The following is a 17,243-nucleotide window of genomic DNA, read 5'->3' as shown; positions in this document are numbered from 1 at the left end:
GGTGCGGGCATGAGCGGCACTGCGGGCGGCGTGCGCGTCGTCCTCGTCGACGACCACGCACTGATGCGGCAGGGCATCCGCACGATCCTCTCGCTGCAGGCCGGCATCGAGGTCGTGGGTGAGGCGTCCAGCGGCGAGGAGGCCGTCGAGGTCGTGGCGCGCACCCGGCCCGACGTCGTCTGCATGGACGTGGAGATGCCCGGCATCGGCGGGCTCGAGGCGACCCGGCGGATCCTCGCGGAGCCCGGAGCGACGGTCCAGGTGCTCGTGCTGACCACCTTCGAGCGCGAGGACTACCTGCTGGCGGCGCTCGAAGCCGGCGCCAGCGGCTTCCTGCTCAAGAACTCGCCGCCGGAGCGCCTCGTCGCGGGCGTCCGCGCGATCGCCGCCGGCGACGCCCTGCTCGCGCCCGAGCTGACCCGCGCGGTGATCGAGCGCGCCGTCGCCCGCGAGCGGGAGCGCACGCCGCTCGCGGAGCCGCCCGCGGGGCACAGCGCGCAGCCCGGCACCGCGCCCGAGAACCTGACCGCCCGCGAGACCGAGGTGCTCCGCCTGCTCGCGCAGGGCCTCTCCAACGACGAGATCGCCGAGCTGCTGGTCGTCGGCCGCGCGACGGTGAAGACGCACGTGTCGAACGTGCTCGCCAAGCTCTCGCTCCGCGACCGCGTCCAGGCCGTGGCCTTCGCCTACCGCTCCGGCCTGGTCGACCCGCGGCGGACTTCGGAGGCTCCTCCGTCCTGAGGTGGAGACCGCCGTTCACCCCCGCGCCGGAGGTGCCGGAGACGCGCCCTCCGTAGCGTGGAGGGGTCAGTCGGATCCGAGGAGGTCGCATGCTCAGCGTGCAGAACATCAGTCGCAGTTTCGGGACGCACCGCGCCGTCGACGACGTCAGCTTCGATGTCGGTCGGGGCCGGCTCACCGGCTTCGTCGGCGGGAACGGCGCCGGGAAGACCACGACCATGCGGATGATCCTGGGCGTCCTCCGGCCGGACTCCGGCGAGGTGACCCTGGACGGCACGCCGGTCGGCCAGGCCGCGCTGCACGGCTTCGGCTACATGCCCGAGGAGCGCGGCCTCTACCCGAAGATGGAGATCGGCGAGCAGCTCGCCTACCTCGCCCGGCTGCACGGCATCGACAAGGCCACCGCCGTCCAGCGGGCGGACGATCTGCTCGAGCGCCTCGGCCTGATCGAGCGCCGCCGCGACAAGCTCGAGGCGCTCTCGCTCGGCAACCAGCAGCGCGTGCAGGTGGCGGCCGCCCTCGTGCACGACCCGGACGTCCTGATCATGGACGAGCCGTTCTCCGGCCTCGACCCGCTCGCCGTCGACGACGTCGTCACGGTGATCGCCGAGCACGCGGCCCGGGGCATCCCGGTGCTGTTCTCCTCCCACCAGCTGGACGTGGTCGAGCGGCTCTGCGACGACCTGGTGATCATCGCGGGCGGCCAGGTGAAGGCCGCGGGCGAGCGCGAGGCGCTGCGCGAGCAGTACTCCGGCGACCGCTGGGCGCTCGAGACGGACGGCGACGCGGGCTGGGTCCGCGGGGTCCTCGGCGTCGAGGTCGCGGAGCTGGCCGGGACGTCGGTGCTCTTCCACGCGGACCGGGCGGCTGCCGACGCCGTGCTGCGTTCCGCCGTCGAGCGCGGCATCGTGGCGTCGTTCCGGCCGGTGCGGCCGACCCTCGGGGAGATCTTCCGGGACATCGTGGTGAGCGCGCCTGCGGGCGCCGAGAAGAAGACGGAGGCGGTCCGATGACGACGAGCAGCACGAGGAGCGCGAGCGGTACCGGCGCCCAGGACGGCCGGCTGAGCACCTGGGGCGCGACGCTCCTGGTCGCCGAGCGCGAGATCCTCTCCCAGGTCCGGTCGAAGGCGTTCCTGGTCTCGACGGTCATCACGCTCGTGCTGGTCATCGGCGGCATCGTGCTCGGGAACGTGCTGAGCAGCCGCACCGCCGACGCGACCCCCGTCGCGGTCGTCGGCTCCGCGGGGTCCTCCCTGGCCGCCGCCGACGCCCTCGACGTCACCGAGGTCGGCAGTGTCGCGGAGGCGGAGGAGCTGGTGCGAGCCGGCGACGTCGACGCCGCGCTCGTCCCGAGCGACGACGCGGTCGGCTTCTCCGTGCTCGCCCTCGACGAGGCGCCGGAGGGCCTGGTCGCGGCGCTCTCCGTCAGCCCGGCGGTCGAGCTGCTCGAGCCCTCCGAGACTCCCTCCGGCCTGCGCACGCTGATCGGCCTGGCGTTCGGCCTGGTGTTCATGCTCGCCGTGCTCGGCTCGGGTGCGACCATCATGCAGAACACGGTGCAGGAGAAGCAGTCGCGCATCGTCGAGATCCTGCTCGCCGCGGTGCCCGCCCGGGCGCTGCTGGCCGGCAAGATCCTCGGCAATTCGGTGATCGGCGTCGGCACGGCCGCCGCGATCGCCGCCGCGTCCGCCCTCGGGCTGGCGATCACAGGGCAGACCGAGCTGCTCGACCTGCTCTCGGCGCCGCTGATCTGGTTCGTCGTGTTCTTCGTCTTCGGCTTCGTTCTGGTCGCGAGCGTCTTCGCGGCCGGCGCCGCGCTCGTCTCCCGCCAGGAGGACACCGGCTCGGTGATGACCCCCGCGATGATGCTCGTGATGGTGCCGTACTTCGGCGTCGTCATCTTCGGCGACAACCCGCTGGTGATGACGATCCTGTCCTACGTGCCCTTCAGCGCCCCGGTCGCGATGCCGGTCCGGCTCTTCTTCGGCGAGGCGGAGTGGTATGAGCCGCTGGTCTCGCTCGGCCTCCTCGTCGTCGCCACCGCCGCCGTGATGGCCGTCGCGAGCCGCATCTACACCAACTCGCTGCTGCGGATGGGCTCCCGCGTCCGCCTCCGCGACGCCCTGACCGCGAGCTGACCCGCGGCCTGCGCTGCGGACGACGGCGGGCGCCCCTGCCTGCCGATCGACGTCCCAGCGCCAGGTTCACCGCATCGCGCCAGCGATTCGGCGGATCCGGACAGGTGAGCGAGCATTGCGGCATCCGTCCGGTGTCGGCGAGCCGAGGGCTCGCGGCACGACGGGTCGCGAGGAGCCGTGCGACCGGAGGGAGATCTCATGTCCGGCAGTCGTTCGGACGGTCCGGGAGTCACCCGCCGCGCCGCGATCGCGATGGTCTGCACGGCGCCCGTCCTCGCCGCGGCGGTCGGCGCCCCCGGGTCCGCCGCAACCGCTCCGCGACCACTCGAGGCCGGACCGTACGTCGGTCTCTTCCTGGACTCCCTGTCCTCGGGGAACTTCATCGTCGAGCTCCGGGCAGCGTGCAGCGGGGAGTCCGGAGCACCGGTCGAGCTCCTCAGCGACGCCCGGATGGACGTGACCGCCGAGCACGACGTCGAGCACTGGTCGGAGTGGCTCGTCGTCGACCGCCCGCGCTCCGCCCACCTCGTGGTCCCGGCCGGGAGCTACCGGAGCCGCGGCACCTACACGGACCGCGACGGGCGGGTGATGCAGGTCGCGCCCCTCGGCCCGGGACGGATGTACTGCGCGCTGACGCCGGTTCCCCCGGGCGGCTTCCGCGTCACGGCCACCGTGACGCGAGGCCCGGGCACGCCCGAGACGAAGGGCGAGGCCCCCGCGTTCCTCGGCCTCCCGTCCCGGACGCTCCTCGTCGACGTCTGAGAGCGGTGCCGGCGGGTCTCCTTCGAACGGTACCTCGTACGTATGAGGAAGGCGTGTTGATCGAGTAGCCCGCGCACCGGACGTATCGAGATCCACCCTGCCGGCGACGGCGGGTCTCGATACGCCCCTGCGGGGCTACTCGACCAGCATGAAGCTCACACGCCCGTGCGAGGCTGCTCGACCAGCAGGCAGCGCGGTCGTCACCAGCCCTCGGGGCCCGCGCTTCCGGCCTCGTACTCGTCGAGCGGGGTGCCGCCCTCGGCCCAGTGCGAGAGCACCGGGGTGATGATGCGCCAGCACTGCTCGGCGACGGCGCCCGGCACCGACAGCAGGGTGTCGCCCTGGAGGATGCCGGCGAGCACCTGCGCGTAGGGGTCGAGCGTGGCGGCGCCGGGCTGCGCCTGGAGCGTCGTGCGCTCGAGGTCGGTCAGGTCGTCGGCGCTGTTCACCAGCAGGTCGAGGCTGACGTCGCCGCCCTTGAGCGACATCCGCAGGACGGTGCCCGCGCCGTCGTCGGCGCCGGCCAGGCCGCGCGGCGGCGTCGCGGCGCGGAAGTGCACCGCGACCTCGTGGCGCGGGTCGCCGATCGCCTTGCCGGAGCGGAGCACGAACGGCACCCCGGCCCAGCGAGGCGTGTCGACCTGGAGCAGCAGCTGTGCGAGCGTCTCGGTGCCGGCCTCCGGATCGACGTCGGGCTCGTCGACGTAGGAGGGGAAGAACCGGCCGTCGACCCGGCCCTCGGTGTAGCGGGCGCGGCGGGCGGTGGCGGGGTCGTCCCGCCAGAGGCGGACGGCGCCGAGCGCCTCGGCCATCCGCTCGTGCACGTCCTCGGGCGAGACCTCCTCGGGGCGCTCCATCGTGGTGAGCGCGAGCACCATCAGCAGGTGGCTCTGCAGCATGTCGCGCAGGGCGCCGGTGCCGTCGTAGAAGGCGGCGCGCCCCTCGATCCCGAGCGTCTCGTCGTAGACGATCTCGATCTTCTCGATCTGCTCGGCGCTCCAGCTCGCCTCGAGCAGCCGGTTGCCGAAGCGCAGTCCGAGCATGCCCATCACAGTGGCGTTGCCGAGGAAGTGGTCGATGCGCCAGAACCGGTCCTCGGAGATCACGGGCGCGAAGGCGGCGTTCAGCGCGATCGCGTCGTCGAGGTCCTCGCCGAACGGCTTCTCGATCGCGACGACGAGGTCCTCCGGGAGGTCCAGCTTCGAGAGCGAGTCGGCGACCTTGTGGCCCATCGCCGGCGGCAGCGCGACGTAGAGCACGGGCGTCGTCGGGCAGGCGTCGAGCAGGGCCTTCAGCTGCTCCGGGTCGGAGGCGTCGGTGGCGACGAAGCGGGCGCGCGCGGCGAGGTCGTCGACGGTGTGCGCCGCGATCCCGGCCGCCTCGAGACTGCGGCGGACGAGCCCCTGCCACTCGTCGTCGGTCTGCGGGGTGCGGGCGGCGCCGATCAGGGTCAGCTCGGAGTCGCGGGCGAGCTCCGCGACGCGGCCGAGCCCCGGCAGGAGCAGCCGCTCGGTGAGATCGCCGCCCGCGCCGAGGATCGCGATGGTGCGGCGGGTGCTCTCGAGAGCGGTGGCCTCGGGGATGCCGATCGGGTCGGTCATGGTGTCTCCTCCTGTGCGGGGTGCGGGTCGGGGTGCGGGGCGTCGGGAGACGTCGTCACGGCTCACGCCTCGGGGATCGTGCGCTCGAACAGCGCCGGCCGCTCCACGTCGGGGTCGGGCCCGCTGCGGACGCCGGTGTCGAGGGCGTCGATCCGGGCGAGCTCGTCGTCGGAGAGCTCGAAGTCGAAGACGTCGATGTTCGCCGCGATCCGCTCGGGGTTCGTCGACTTGGGGATCGCGGAGCGGCCCTGCTGCAGGTGCCAGCGCAGCATCACCTGCGCCGGGCTCTTGCCGTGCTCGGTCGCGATGGCGCCGATCGTCGCGTCGTCCATCACGCTGCGGCGCTCGTCGCCCCAGCCGGGGTAGAAGGTGATGCCGCCGATCGGCGACCAGGCCTGGGTGAGGATCCCGCGCTCGGCGTGCTCGCGGCGGAGGTCGGGCTGCGCGAAGTAGGGGTGCAGCTCGACCTGGTTGACAGCGGGGATGACGTCGACCTCGGCGAGGAGGCGCGCCAGGTGCGCGGGTGTGAAGTTGCTGACGCCGATCGCGCGCACGCCGCCGTCGGCGAGGAGCTTCTCCAGCGCCCGGTAGGCGGCGACGGTGGTGTCGAAGCGGGACGGGACGGGCTGGTGCAGGATCAGCAGGTCGAGCTGCTCGACGCCGAGCTTGCCGGTCGCCTTCTCGAACGCGTGCAGGGTCTCGTCGTAGCCGTAGTCGGTGACCCAGACCTTCGTCTCGACGAAGACCTCCGAGCGGTCCAGGCCCGAGCGACGGAGGCCCTCGCCGACCTCGCGCTCGTTGCCGTAGGCCGCGGCGGTGTCGATGTGGCGGTAGCCGGCCTCGAGGGCGGACTGCACGGCGGCGGTCGTCTCCTCGGGCGCGCTCTGGAAGACGCCGAGCCCGAGAGCGGGAAGGGTGACGCCGTTGTTGAGGGTGAGCTGCAGGGTCATGCCTCCACGCTAGGACGCGATCGCCGCCGGAGGGAGGGTCCCGCCACCCCCTCGACGGGAGCGCCGGAGTGTGCGCTGATGGAGGCGGTGCTCGACGACGTCCCTCCCCTTCCGGAGCGGAGCGCGCAGCCCTCATCAGGAAAGGCCGGGTCCGCCGTGCCCCTCAGCGTTCTGTTCCTCGGAGGAACGGGCATCATCAGCTCGGAGGGCGTCCGCCGCGCTCTCGCCGTCGGCCACGAGGTGACCGTCCTGAACCGCGGCCGGACCTCGATCCGCCCGCTGCCCGACGGCGTCCGGACGCTGACCGCCGACGTCCGCGATCCGGCCTCCGTGCGCGAGGCCCTCGGCGAGGAGCGCTTCGACGCGGTGATCGAGTTCGCCGCGTTCACCCCCGAGCACGTGCAGCAGGACATCGACCTGTTCGCCGGCCGCACCGGCCAGTACGTCTTCATCAGCTCCGCGTCGGCGTACCAGAAGCCGCCGGCGCGCGTGCCGGTGACGGAGTCGACGCCGCTGCGGAACCCGTACTGGAGCTACTCGCAGGACAAGATCGCCTGCGAGGACCTGCTGGTCGGCGAGTACCGGCGCACCGGCTTCCCGGTGACGATCGTCCGCCCCTCGCACACCTACGACCGCACCTCGCTCCCGGTCGACGGCGGCTGGACCGTCATCGACCGGATGCGGCGCGGACTCGAGGTGGTCGTGCCCGGCGACGGCACCTCGCTCTGGACCATCACCCACAGCCGCGACGTCGCCGTCGGCCTCGTGGGGCTGCTCGGCGCGCCGGCGGCGATCGGCGAGGCGTTCCACATCACCGGCGACGAGACGCCCACCTGGGACCGCATCCACCACGACCTCGCGGCCGCTGCCGGCACCGAGGCGCGGATCGTGCACGTCACCTCCGACGCGATCGCCGCCGCCGACCCGGAGCTGGGCGCGGGCATCGTCGGCGACAAGGCGCACTCGATGGTCTTCGACAACGCCAAGATCCGGAGCCTGGTGCCGCAGTTCTCGCCCGTCACCCGCTTCAGTGACGGCGCGCGCGAGATCGTCGAGTGGCACGACGCGGACCCGGCCCGCCGAACGGTCGACGAGCGGATGGACCGGCTCTTCGACGCGCTGATCGAGACCTACCGGCCGCGGGCGCTCTGAGGGCCGCCGGTCACGCTCTGAGGGCCGCCGGTCAGACGACCGCGATGATCAGGTAGTCGCTGGCCGGAGCGGCCGAGGTGCTCGACAGCTCCACGAGGCAGCTGACGATGTAGCCCGACGCGTGGACGCTGAACTGCGGCGGGACCGGAGACTCGCCGTCGCGGAGGCCGGTCGCGTCCGACCAGGCGAGGACGACGACGCCCGGCGTGCGGGAGCCGAGCGGCTCCACGACGACCCAGGGGCCCTCCTCCAGGACGAAGTCGGACAGCACGACGTCGCTGTCGCCCGTGTCGAACGTCACCCGGGCGACGATGTCGCGCACGGGCTCGCTGCCCTGCGAGGCCGAGACCACCGGGGTGAACTGGCCGGCGTAGAGGTCGCCGCCGCCGTTCGAGAGGCCGCCGGAGACACCGAGCGCGGCGCCGACCTCTCCGGAGGCCGCGGCGAGCGGGGCGGCGGAGGCGGCGAGGAGGACCGGGGCGCTCCACAGGGCGGCGGTCGTCGCGGTGCGGCGCGAGACGGGGCGGGGCGTGGTCATGGGGTCCTCTCGGCGGGTTCGGCGGTGCGGGGGACACCGGGCGTCACGCTAGCGCCCGCCGGTCGGCCCGGGGCCGGATCCAGCCGGGTTGTCCCCCGCACGGGGTCACCGCACGCGGTCGCCACGGGGACCGGCGCGCGGAAAGTTCACCCGGCTATGCATCTCCGTTCACCCACGGGAGAGGGAATCAGGAGTGTGCTGGGTGAGCCCCTTCTCAGGGGCCCTCACCCCAAGGAGTCCCCGACGTGACACGACTGCCCCGCTCCGCGCACCGCGGACGCACCGCACTGGCCCTCACGGCCGTCGCCCTGGTCGGCGCCGCCGCCCTGGCCGCCCCCGGCGCGGCCACCGCCATCGGCGCCGCCGACCTCGCCGCCACCGGTGGCGCCGCCCGCATCTCCCCGGTCGACGCCGACCTCTCCGACTCGCTGCGCGCGGCGGTGAAGGAGCAGGACGCGAAGAACGTCATCCTCCTCATCGGCGACGGCATGGGCGACTCCGAGATCACCGTCGCTCGCAACTACGCCTACGGCGCGGCCGGCCGCTTCCCCGGCATCGACGCCCTGCCGATCACCGGCCAGTACACGACGTACTCGCTCTACCGCGCCGACGACCCCGCGACCGGCGCCGTCAAGGGCGCCCCGGACTACGTGCCCGACTCCGCCGCGACCGGCAGCGCCTGGGCGACCGGCACCAAGACCTACGACAACGCGATCTCGGTCGACATCGACCAGGAGCGCAAGGACACCCTCCTCGAGATCGCGAAGGCGAACGGCCTGAAGACCGGCAACGTCACCACCGCCGAGATCCAGGACGCGACCCCGGCCGTGCAGGCCGCGCACGTCGACGCGCGCAGCTGCTACGGACCCGACAGCGCCAGCTGCGGGAACGACGCGCTCGAGAACGGCGGACTCGGCTCGATCAGCGAGCAGATCCTCGACACCCGCGCCGACCTCACCCTCGGCGGCGGCTCCGCCACGTTCGCGCAGACCGCGAAGGCGGGCGACTGGGCCGGGCAGACCCTGTTCCAGCAGGCCGACGCGCGCGGCTACCAGGTGCTCGGCGACGCGACGACGGCCGGTACAGCGGACCAGCTCGACGCGCTGACCGTCGCCGACCAGGACGCGCCGGTGCTCGGCCTGTTCAACTCCGGCAACCTGCCCGTGCGCTACGCGCCGACCCCCGCGACCGTCGGCGGCGCCGACGCCGCGCCGCAGACCTGCGTCGCGAATCCCTCGCGTCCCGCCGAGCAGCCCACCCTGCGCGCGATGACCGAGAAGGCGATCGACCTGCTCGACACCAGCGACGAGGGCTTCTTCCTCCAGGTCGAGGGCGCCAGCATCGACAAGCAGGACCACGCCGCGAACGCCTGCGGTCAGATCGGCGAGACCGTCGACCTCGACGAGGCCGTCCAGGCCGCGCTCGCGTTCGCCGAGGCGGACGGGAACACCCTCGTCATCGTCACCGCCGACCACGCCCACTCCAGCCAGATCGTCGACTCCACCCCGCCGACCTCGCTCAGCACCGCGCTGAAGACGGTCGACGGCAGCACGATGAAGGTGTCCTACGGCACGGCCGCCGAGGGCGGCTCGCAGCAGCACACCGGCACGCAGCTGCGCATCGCGGCCTACGGACCGGGCGCGGCCAACGTCGCCGGCCTCACCGACCAGACCGACACGTTCTTCACCATCGCGAACGCGCTCGGCCTCGACCGCGACATCCGGAACCTGAGCTTCGGCGCCACCGCCGAGCTCTCGGGCAGCACCTTCGCCCCCGGAGCCCGGATCACCCTGACGGCGGAGGGCTTCCGGGGCGACACGCAGCTCATCGGCTCCGCGCCGCTCTTCACCGAGCGCACGGCGACGCGCGACCTCAACGACGGCGCGCTGACCGCCACCGCGAAGGCCCCGACCACCCCCGGGGACTACAGCGTGACGGTCACCGGCGCGCAGTCGGGCAAGGCGATCACCCTCGCCTTCACCGTGAAGCGCTGATCCCCGGGCGCTGAGCCCCGGGCACTGATCGCCGGGCACTGATCCTCGGGCGCTGATCGCAGAAGGGCCGTCCCACCGGGGCGGCCCTTCCGCCGTCCCCGGCCCGCCCTCCCCCGTCTCGGAGGCGCGGAGTGCTGGCCCCTCGACCCGCCACCGGCCTAGGTTGGACGCACCTGCTCCGCCCGCACCGAGTTCCGATGGAGGAACCCCATGGCCACGATCCGCAGTCTCCGACGGGCGGCGCTCGCGCTGGTCGCCGTCGCCTCCCTCGGAGTGGCGGGCGCCGCACCGGCCGCCGCGCTCGACTGGCCCTTCCCCGGCGTCCCAGACCGCGGTCTCCCGTCGGCGCAGGAGCTCCGCGACGCCCTCGGCGGTCCGGTCGTCTCGCCGTCGACGTCGGTCGGCTACGGCGGCGCGGTCTCCTCGGTCGACGCGCTCGCGAGCCGGGTCGGCCTCGAGGTGCTCAAGCGCGGCGGCAACGCGGCCGACGCCGCCGTCGCGACGGCGTCGGCCCTCGGCGTCACCGAGCCGTACAGCGCCGGGATCGGCGGCGGCGGCTACTTCGTCTACTTCGATGCGAAGACCGGCGAGGTGAGCACCATCGACGGCCGCGAGACGGCACCGGCCGGCATCACCCCGGACGCGTTCCTCGACCCGGCGACCGGTGCGCCGTACCCGTTCAGCCCGCAGCTCGTCTCGTCCGGAGTCGCGGTCGGCGTCCCCGGCACCGTGGCGACCTGGGACGCCGCGGTCGACCGCTTCGGCACCCTCCCGCTCCCGGTCGTGCTGGCCCCGTCGATCGTGCTCGCGGCCAAGGGCTTCCCTGTCGACGAGACCTTCCGCAGCCAGACGCTCGACAACCTCGAGCGCTTCCAGCAGTTCCCCGACACCGCTGAGCTGTTCCTCCCCGGCGGCGACGCCCCGGCGGTCGGCAGCACCTTCCGCAACCCGGACCTCGCGAAGACCCTCGCCCGGATCGCCGCCCGCGGGCCGAGCGCGTTCTACGACGGACCGCTCGCGGCCGAGATCGCCGACACGGTGCAGAACCCGCGCCTCGCGGAGGGCTCGACCCTCCCCGCCCCGGCCGGCTCGATGACCGAGGACGACCTCGCCGGCTACTCGGTCGCCGAGCAGGCGCCCACGCACACCTCCTACCGCGGGCTCGACGTCTACGGCATGGCGCCCTCCTCCTCGGGCGGGATCGCGATCGGCGAGGCGCTGAACATCCTCGAGAACCACGACCTCGCCGCCGAGGACACCGGCAGCGCCCTGCACCTCTACCTCGAGGCGTCGGCCCGCGCCTTCGCCGACCGCGGCGCGTACGTCGGCGACCCGGCCTTCGTCGACGTGCCGACCGAGACGCTGCTCAGCCAGGAGTTCGCGGACTCCCGCGACTGCACCATCGACCCCGCGGCCGCCTCCACGCGGCCGGTCGCCCCGGGCGCGCTCGACGGCGTCGGCTGCGCGACCGCCCTCACCGCGGAGCAGCCGGACACCGAGAACGTCTCGACCACGCACCTCTCCGTCGTCGACAAGTGGGGCAACGCGGCGTCCTACACGCTGACGATCGAGCAGACCGGCGGCTCGGCGATGACCGTCCCCGGCCGCGGCTTCCTGCTCAACAACGAGCTGACCGACTTCTCCGCGACCCCCGTCGAGGGCGACCCGAACCGGATCGAGCCCGGCAAGCGCCCGCGCTCCTCGATGTCGCCGACGATCGTGCTCGAGGACGGCGCGGTGAAGTTCGTCGTCGGCTCGCCGGGCGGAGCGACGATCATCACGACCGTCCTGCAGACGCTGGTCAACCGCATCGACCTCGGCATGACCCTGCCGGAGGCGGTGGCCGCGCCGCGGGCGTCGCAGCGCAACACCGCGTCGACCTCCGCCGAGCCCGGCTTCATCGAGGCCTACGCCGACGACCTCGCGCCCTTCGGCCAGCAGCTGACGCCCTCCGGCGACACCTTCACCTCGGCCGCGCAGATCGGCGCGGTGGCCGCCATCGAGGTCGACCCCTCGGGCCTGATGACCGCCGCCGCCGAGCCCGTCCGCCGCGGCGGCGGCGTCGGCCTCGTCGTCACCCCGGAGAAGTGATGCGGGCGCCGTGCTGATCGAGCAGGCCGCGCAGAGGGCGTCTCGAGATCCACCGTCCTGCCGGAGGTGGGTCTCGATACGCGCTGCGCGCTACTCGACCAGCATGGGACGCACGAATCCGCCCAGCGCACCCGCGTCGGCCCACGCTGCGGCCCGTGCTCACGCCTGCGCACAAGCATGCTGATCGAGTAGCCCTCGCAGAGGGCGTATCGAGATCCACCACCGGACGACGTCGGCCCCGAGGAGGCTCCGCCCGCGCTTCGTGCCGGGGTCGTCCTGCGCCGAGCGCTCTCGTCGCGAATCCTCGCCGGACGGGATTGCTACCGTCGCCTGATGGCGAGCACCACCTACCCCGCTCCGCTGCGCCCGGGAGCGCGCGTCGAGGTCCCCGCGCCGTCGATGGGCGTGCCGGAGCACCTGCACGAGCGGCTCGATGCCGCGGTCGGGAGCCTCTCGGCCCGCGGCTTCGACGTCCGGGTCCGCCCGCACGCCCTCACGTCCGGACTCGTGCCGGCGTCCGCTGCGGCGCGGGTCGCCGATCTGCACGACGCCTTCCGGACGGGCGACGCGGTCCTGCCGCCGTGGGGCGGCGAGCTGGCGATCGAGCTGCTCGACGCGGTCGACTGGCAGGCTCTGGCCGACGCTCGTGCGTGGTTCGTGGGCTGGTCGGACGTCTCGACCCTGCTCCTCCCGCTGACGACGATCACCGGGCTGGCGACGCTGAACGGCGCGAACCTGATGGACGAGCCGTGGGAGCTCCCGCTCGAGTTCGAGCGGTGGACGGACGTCGCCGCCCTCCCGCCCGGGAGCTCCTTCACCCAGCGCGCCGCGCCGCGCCGCCGGGGCCGGCCCTGGGGAGCGTGGGCGGACGAGCCGCTCGACCGCGATCGCGCCTACGAGACGCCCACCCGCTGGCGCTCCCTCGACGGGAGTGCGGACGTCGCGATCCGCGGCCGTCTGATCGGCGGCTGCCTCGAGACGGTCTCGCTGCTGGCGGGCACGCCGTACGGCGACGTCCCCGGATTCGTGCGCCGGCAGGCACCGGAGGGGACGATCGTCCACCTGGAGGCGGCCGAGTCCGACGCCGTCACCGTCCTCCGGATGCTCACCTCGCTGCGCCTCGCGGGCTGGTTCGAGGACGCGAACGGCGTCCTCATCGGCCGGACCGGCGGCGGTGCCGTTCCCGAACTCAGCCAGGACGAGGCGGTGCGTCGGGCGCTCGGTGATCTCAATCTCCCCGTGGTCCTGGACTTCGACACGGGACATCAGCCACCGCAGCTGCCGCTGGTGAACGGCGCGCTCGCGGACGTCCGGCTGAACGGCGCGAGCGGATCGATCACCCAGCACCTCGCGCCGTGATCGGCAGGAGCGACCGGGCCGGGTTGTCCGGGTACGGTGCCGTGATGGACGCGTCGCGAGAGCTGGTGGACCGCGGGGTGGCGGGGTGGTGCGCATCTCGCGGGATGCTCGCGCGGCGCGACGGCGACGGCCGGCTCGTCGCGGTCGCGGCGGAGACCCGCTCCCGGGAGTACGTGATCGCCGAGCCGTCGCTGCCCGAGCTGCGCCGCCTGGCCGCCGCCGTCACCGCGCCCGACGTCTGGCTGACGATCGTCGGCGACCTCGATGAGCGCGGTCGCGACGCGGTGGCCGGCCTCGACCCCGTGACCAGCGACGAGCGGATGATGACCACCCGGCTCCGAAGGGCCGCGAGGCCGCCGCAGGTGCGGATCGAGACGAGCGGTCGCGTCGCGCACGCCCGCATCGAGGCGGAGGGCGAGGTCGCGGCCCGCGGGCAGGCGGCGCTGAGCGGCGACGACGTCGTCTTCGACCGGATCGAGACGACTCCGCGGTTCCGCCGCCGCGGCCTCGGCGGCCTGGTGATCACCGGCCTCAGCGCCTGGGCGGCGGAGAACGGCGCGATCACGGGACTCCTGATGGCGAGCGTCGGCGGGCGCGCGCTCCACACGAGCCTCGGCTGGACGGAGGTGGCGCCGATCGTCACCCTGCGCGGGCGGGCCGCCGGTGCGACGGCCGACGTGGGGGCATAGCTCCTCCACAGATCGGACATTCGCGGGTTCTCCCGGGGTTCCGCCCAAGGGGGGCTCGGGTGTCGGTGGTCCCTGCTTCAATACGCGTATGGATGAGCACAGCGACCCGGGAGCGGCAGGGCAGTCGAGCGCGCTCGCCGCTGTGGACGCGCTGACCGACATCGCCGCGGAGATCGGACGCACCTCCGCACAGCTGCTCCTCACCCGCGCGCAGACCCTGCACCTCGCCTACCGCGCCGCGGTCACCATCCCGGACGCGTTCGCCCGCGGGAGCTCGCTCTCCCGCAGCGAAGCGCGCACCCTGGTCGAGCGGTCGATCCGGGCCGAGTTCGCAGTCAAGCTCCGCCTGTCCGAGCGTGCCACTGAGACGGTCCTCGAACACGCCCGGCTGCTCGTCGAGGATCTCCCGTGCACCCGCGCGCTGCTGGCCGAGGGCCGACTGCTCTGGGACTCGAGCGAGATCGTCTGCGCCACCGCCGCGACCCTGCCTCCCGGCTCCCGCGCCCGGTTCGACGAGCGCGCCGCCGAGGTCGCGCCGGAGGTCACGCCCACGCAGCTGAAGCGGATCGTCGCCCGACTCCGCGACGAGCTCCACGAGGAGCCCCTCACCCAACGGCACGTCCGCGCCCGGCAGGACCGCGCCGTCTGGGTCTCGCCGGAGGTCGACGGCATGGCCACGCTCTGCGCCCTGCTCCCCGCGCTCGATGCGATGGGCATCGCCGAGCGCGTCGACCGCATCGCCCGCAGTCTCCGCGACGATGGCGACGATGGCGACGATGGCGACGATGGCGACGAGCGCACCCTGGCGCAACTGAAGGCCGACGTGCTCACGGATCTGCTGCGCGACGGCGACATCGCCGGCACCACCCCCGCAGGCGACGGTCCTCAAGTGACCCCATCGTTCGTCCCCGGGATCCGCGCCGAGGTGCGCCTCACCCTCGCCGCATCCACCGCCGTCGGCCTCGACGACGCCCCCGCGGACCTCGACGGCTACGGCCTCATCTCCGCCGACCTCGCCCGCGCCCTGGTCGCCACCGGCGCCTCCTTCACCCGAGTCCTCACCGACCCCGATACCCGCGCGGTCGTCTCCGTCGGCCGCACCTACCGGGTCCCACCGCCCCAGATGCGCCTGCACCTGCAGCTGCGCGACCAGACCTGCCGCTTCCCGGGCTGCACCCGCTCCGCGTCGCGGGCGGAGGCGGACCACACGATCGAGTGGCGCAACGGCGGCGAGACGTCCCTCGAGAACCTCGTCTGCCTCTGCACCTCGCACCACCACGTCCGCCACGGCGACCGCTGGACCTACGTCCCCCGCAAGGACGGCAGCATCGTCTGGACCACCCCCACCGGCCGCCTCGTCACGATCCGCCCACCCGCACTCGCCGGTGCCCCGCCGGGCCCGCGCTTCAGGGACGCACCGCCCCCGTTCTGACGGACGCGGGTCTGCACCTGCGCCACCCCATGCTGATCGAGCAGCCCTCGCAGAGGGCGTATCGAGATCCACCGTCACCCGGCGGGCGGGTCTCGATACGCGCTGCGCGCTACTCGACCAGCATGGGCCGCACATGCTGATCGAGTAGCCCTCGCAGAGGGCGTATCGAGATCCACCGTCACCCGGTGGCTAGGTCTCGATACGCGCTCCGCGCTACTCGACCAACATGAAATGCGCGCGCCCGCGCCCGCGCCCGCCCATGCTGCGCCGACACGCTGACACACGCTCTGCCCCGGTACCGCCCATGCTGATCGAGTAGCCCTCGCAGAGGGCGTATCGAGATCCACCACTCCGCGAGGCGGTGCCCGGCGGCTAGAGGCCCGCGGGCTTCGACGGGGTCCGGAGCCAGGTGTCGAAGAAGGCGGTCAGGTCCTGGCCGGAGACGGACTCGGCGAGCTCCTGGAGGTCGGCCGTCGTGACGGTGCCGTAGCGGTTCTCGGCCGCCCAGCGCTGCAGCAGCGTGCCGAAGGCCTCGTCGCCGATGGTGGAGCGCAGCTCGACCAGCGTCAATCCGCCGCGCGCGTAGATCGGGCTGTCGAAGAGGCCGAGCGCCCCCGGATCCGCGACCTGCGTCGCCCAGAACGGGTCGTCCGCGGGGATCGCCGCGACGTCCGCGGCCGACTCCTCGACGGTCGGGCCGCCGTCGTGCTCCGCCCACAGCCACTCGGCGTAGGTCGCGAAGCCCTCGTTCAGCCAGATGTCCGACCAGAGCCGCGGGGTGACGCTGTCGCCGAACCACTGGTGCGAGATCTCGTGCGCGACGGTCGAGGTGTCCGCGCTGCCCGAGTAGAACGAGCGTCCCTGCGTCTCGAGCGCGTAGCCGATCTCCTCGTCGTCGACGACGGCTCCGCCCGAGCGGAACGGGTAGGCGCCGAAGACGCCCGTGAAGTAATCGATGATCTCGCCCTGGCGCGCGAGGGCGGCCTCGGTGCTCGCCCGCGCCTCGCCGGTGATGTCGCGATCGACCGCGTCGATGCTGACGACGCCGCCCGCCCGGGAGCGGACGAGGTCGTAGTCGCCGATGTTCACCATCGCGAGGTAGCTCGCCATCGGGCTCGTCTCGACCCAGCTCGACGTGGTCCAGCCGTTGCGGGTGACCGGCGAGCCCACCGGCACCCCGTTGGCGACGGCGGTGCGCCCCTCCGGGACCGTGAGGGTGAAGGAGTAGCGGGCCTTGTCGGCGGGCGAGTCGTTCACCGGGTACCAGGTCGAGGCGCCGTCGGGCTCACTGGCGACCAGGGCGCCGTCGTCGGTCGACCACCAGCCGTACGGGGCGCCGGTGCCGTCGACCGGATTGCCGGTCGTGCCGGCGTAGCGGATGTCGACCAGGGTCGGCGCGCCCTTCTTCAGCGAGCGGGACGGCGTGATCGTCAGCTCGTCGCCGACCTGCGTGAAGGCGGCGCCCTTCGTGTTCACCGACACCTTCGAGACCGTCAGTCCGCGCAGGTCGAAGGAGAACGAGCTCAGCTCCTGCGTCGGCGAGAGGGTCACGACGGCCCGGCCGGTGAGCGCCCGCGGCGCCGGGTCGTAGGTGAGGAACAGGCTGTAGCTGAGCGCGTCGAAGCCCGAGCTGCCGAGGCCGGGGAAGTACGGGTCGCCGGAGCTGGTGCCTCCGCTCGTCCCCGCTTTCACAGCGGTGTCGGCGAGGGCGGGCGTCGGCAGGGCGAGAGCCCCGGCGACGAGGGCGGAGGCGAGGAGCGCCGGGACGACACGGCGGGAGGAGGCGGGCATGCG

The 17,243-nt window shown here is 73.3% G+C and carries 14 protein-coding genes; 10 read left to right on the top strand and 4 right to left on the bottom strand.

Translation table 11 applies throughout. The features are described from left to right. Positions 1–9 precede the first annotated feature (9 nt). From EDF17_RS07560 to EDF17_RS07545, 4 genes are all read left to right on the top strand, one after another. Positions 10–741, top strand: a complete 732-nt coding sequence (locus EDF17_RS07560) for a response regulator transcription factor (RefSeq protein WP_123445906.1) — start codon at positions 10–12, stop codon at positions 739–741. 89 nt (positions 742–830) lie between these two features. After that, on the top strand, positions 831–1,754 hold the full coding sequence (locus EDF17_RS07555) for an ATP-binding cassette domain-containing protein (protein ID WP_123445905.1): 924 nt from the start codon (positions 831–833) through the stop codon (positions 1,752–1,754). After that, on the top strand, positions 1,751–2,881 hold the full coding sequence (locus EDF17_RS07550; RefSeq protein ID WP_123445904.1) for an ABC transporter permease: 1,131 nt from the start codon (positions 1,751–1,753) through the stop codon (positions 2,879–2,881). The genes EDF17_RS07555 and EDF17_RS07550 overlap by 4 nt, the downstream gene beginning before the upstream one ends. A 198-nt stretch (positions 2,882–3,079) precedes the next feature. Further along, entirely contained in the window at positions 3,080–3,643 is a 564-nt protein-coding gene (locus tag EDF17_RS07545) for a hypothetical protein (RefSeq protein WP_123445903.1), read from the top strand. 200 nt (positions 3,644–3,843) lie between these two features. Here EDF17_RS07545 and EDF17_RS07540 read toward each other — a convergent pair whose 3' ends face one another. Continuing rightward, positions 3,844–5,244 carry a glucose-6-phosphate dehydrogenase gene (locus tag EDF17_RS07540; protein ID WP_208110577.1) on the bottom strand — a complete coding sequence of 467 codons (1,401 nt, stop codon included), beginning with the start codon at positions 5,242–5,244 and terminating at the stop codon, positions 3,844–3,846. Between the two features lie 62 nt (positions 5,245–5,306). Beyond that, a complete protein-coding gene (locus EDF17_RS07535) occupies positions 5,307–6,194 on the bottom strand; it encodes an aldo/keto reductase (protein ID WP_123445902.1) in 888 nt (295 codons plus the stop codon). A 156-nt stretch (positions 6,195–6,350) separates the two neighbouring features. Here EDF17_RS07535 and EDF17_RS07530 point away from each other — a divergent pair, with 156 nt between their 5' ends. Continuing rightward, the gene (locus EDF17_RS07530; protein ID WP_243732816.1) at positions 6,351–7,346 is read left to right on the top strand and encodes an SDR family oxidoreductase; all 996 of its coding nucleotides are present in this window, start codon (positions 6,351–6,353) and stop codon (positions 7,344–7,346) included. A 31-nt stretch (positions 7,347–7,377) separates the two neighbouring features. Here the strand turns inward: EDF17_RS07530 and EDF17_RS07525 are convergent, their stop codons facing one another. After that, a complete protein-coding gene (locus EDF17_RS07525) occupies positions 7,378–7,884 on the bottom strand; it encodes a hypothetical protein (RefSeq protein ID WP_123445900.1) in 507 nt (168 codons plus the stop codon). Positions 7,885–8,129: 245 nt separating this feature from the next. On the opposite strand from EDF17_RS07525, the gene phoA reads away from it, so the two are divergent. The 5 genes from phoA (at position 8,130) to EDF17_RS07500 (ending at position 15,449) form a co-directional block, all read left to right on the top strand. Further along, a complete protein-coding gene (gene phoA, locus EDF17_RS07520) occupies positions 8,130–9,878 on the top strand; it encodes an alkaline phosphatase (RefSeq protein ID WP_185019961.1) in 1,749 nt (582 codons plus the stop codon). Between the two features lie 210 nt (positions 9,879–10,088). After that, positions 10,089–11,969: a gamma-glutamyltransferase gene (gene ggt / locus EDF17_RS07515; protein WP_123445899.1), complete on the top strand. Its 1,881-nt coding sequence runs from the start codon at positions 10,089–10,091 to the stop codon at positions 11,967–11,969. Positions 11,970–12,302: 333 nt separating this feature from the next. Next, positions 12,303–13,328, top strand: a complete 1,026-nt coding sequence (locus EDF17_RS07510) for a S66 peptidase family protein (protein WP_123445898.1) — start codon at positions 12,303–12,305, stop codon at positions 13,326–13,328. Between the two features lie 44 nt (positions 13,329–13,372). Next, positions 13,373–14,017: a GNAT family N-acetyltransferase gene (locus EDF17_RS07505; RefSeq protein WP_133671944.1), complete on the top strand. Its 645-nt coding sequence runs from the start codon at positions 13,373–13,375 to the stop codon at positions 14,015–14,017. A gap of 88 nt (positions 14,018–14,105) precedes the next feature. Beyond that, positions 14,106–15,449: an HNH endonuclease signature motif containing protein gene (locus tag EDF17_RS07500; RefSeq protein ID WP_123445896.1), complete on the top strand. Its 1,344-nt coding sequence runs from the start codon at positions 14,106–14,108 to the stop codon at positions 15,447–15,449. A 372-nt stretch (positions 15,450–15,821) separates the two neighbouring features. On the opposite strand, the gene EDF17_RS07495 is transcribed toward EDF17_RS07500, so the two are convergent. Further along, a complete protein-coding gene (locus EDF17_RS07495) occupies positions 15,822–17,240 on the bottom strand; it encodes a M1 family metallopeptidase (protein ID WP_123445895.1) in 1,419 nt (472 codons plus the stop codon). Positions 17,241–17,243 lie beyond the last annotated feature (3 nt).

Origin of the sequence: Rathayibacter sp. PhB1, from assembly GCF_004362935.1 — a bacterium.
Lineage (GTDB): Bacteria > Actinomycetota > Actinomycetes > Actinomycetales > Microbacteriaceae > Rathayibacter > Rathayibacter festucae.
Note: the sequence above shows the minus strand (reverse complement) of the source record. Positions and strands in the feature narration are given on the sequence as shown.

Coding starts and splice junctions, on each gene's coding strand:
- EDF17_RS07560 (WP_123445906.1), top strand. CDS start 10: ATGAGCGGCACTGCGGGCGGCGTGCGCGTCGTCCTCGTCGACGACCAC.
- EDF17_RS07555 (WP_123445905.1), top strand. CDS start 831: ATGCTCAGCGTGCAGAACATCAGTCGCAGTTTCGGGACGCACCGCGCC.
- EDF17_RS07550 (WP_123445904.1), top strand. CDS start 1,751: ATGACGACGAGCAGCACGAGGAGCGCGAGCGGTACCGGCGCCCAGGAC.
- EDF17_RS07545 (WP_123445903.1), top strand. CDS start 3,080: ATGTCCGGCAGTCGTTCGGACGGTCCGGGAGTCACCCGCCGCGCCGCG.
- EDF17_RS07540 (WP_208110577.1), bottom strand. CDS start 5,244: ATGACCGACCCGATCGGCATCCCCGAGGCCACCGCTCTCGAGAGCACC.
- EDF17_RS07535 (WP_123445902.1), bottom strand. CDS start 6,194: ATGACCCTGCAGCTCACCCTCAACAACGGCGTCACCCTTCCCGCTCTC.
- EDF17_RS07525 (WP_123445900.1), bottom strand. CDS start 7,884: ATGACCACGCCCCGCCCCGTCTCGCGCCGCACCGCGACGACCGCCGCC.
- ggt (WP_123445899.1), top strand. CDS start 10,089: ATGGCCACGATCCGCAGTCTCCGACGGGCGGCGCTCGCGCTGGTCGCC.
- EDF17_RS07510 (WP_123445898.1), top strand. CDS start 12,303: ATGGCGAGCACCACCTACCCCGCTCCGCTGCGCCCGGGAGCGCGCGTC.
- EDF17_RS07505 (WP_133671944.1), top strand. CDS start 13,373: ATGGACGCGTCGCGAGAGCTGGTGGACCGCGGGGTGGCGGGGTGGTGC.
- EDF17_RS07500 (WP_123445896.1), top strand. CDS start 14,106: ATGGATGAGCACAGCGACCCGGGAGCGGCAGGGCAGTCGAGCGCGCTC.
- EDF17_RS07495 (WP_123445895.1), bottom strand. CDS start 17,240: ATGCCCGCCTCCTCCCGCCGTGTCGTCCCGGCGCTCCTCGCCTCCGCC.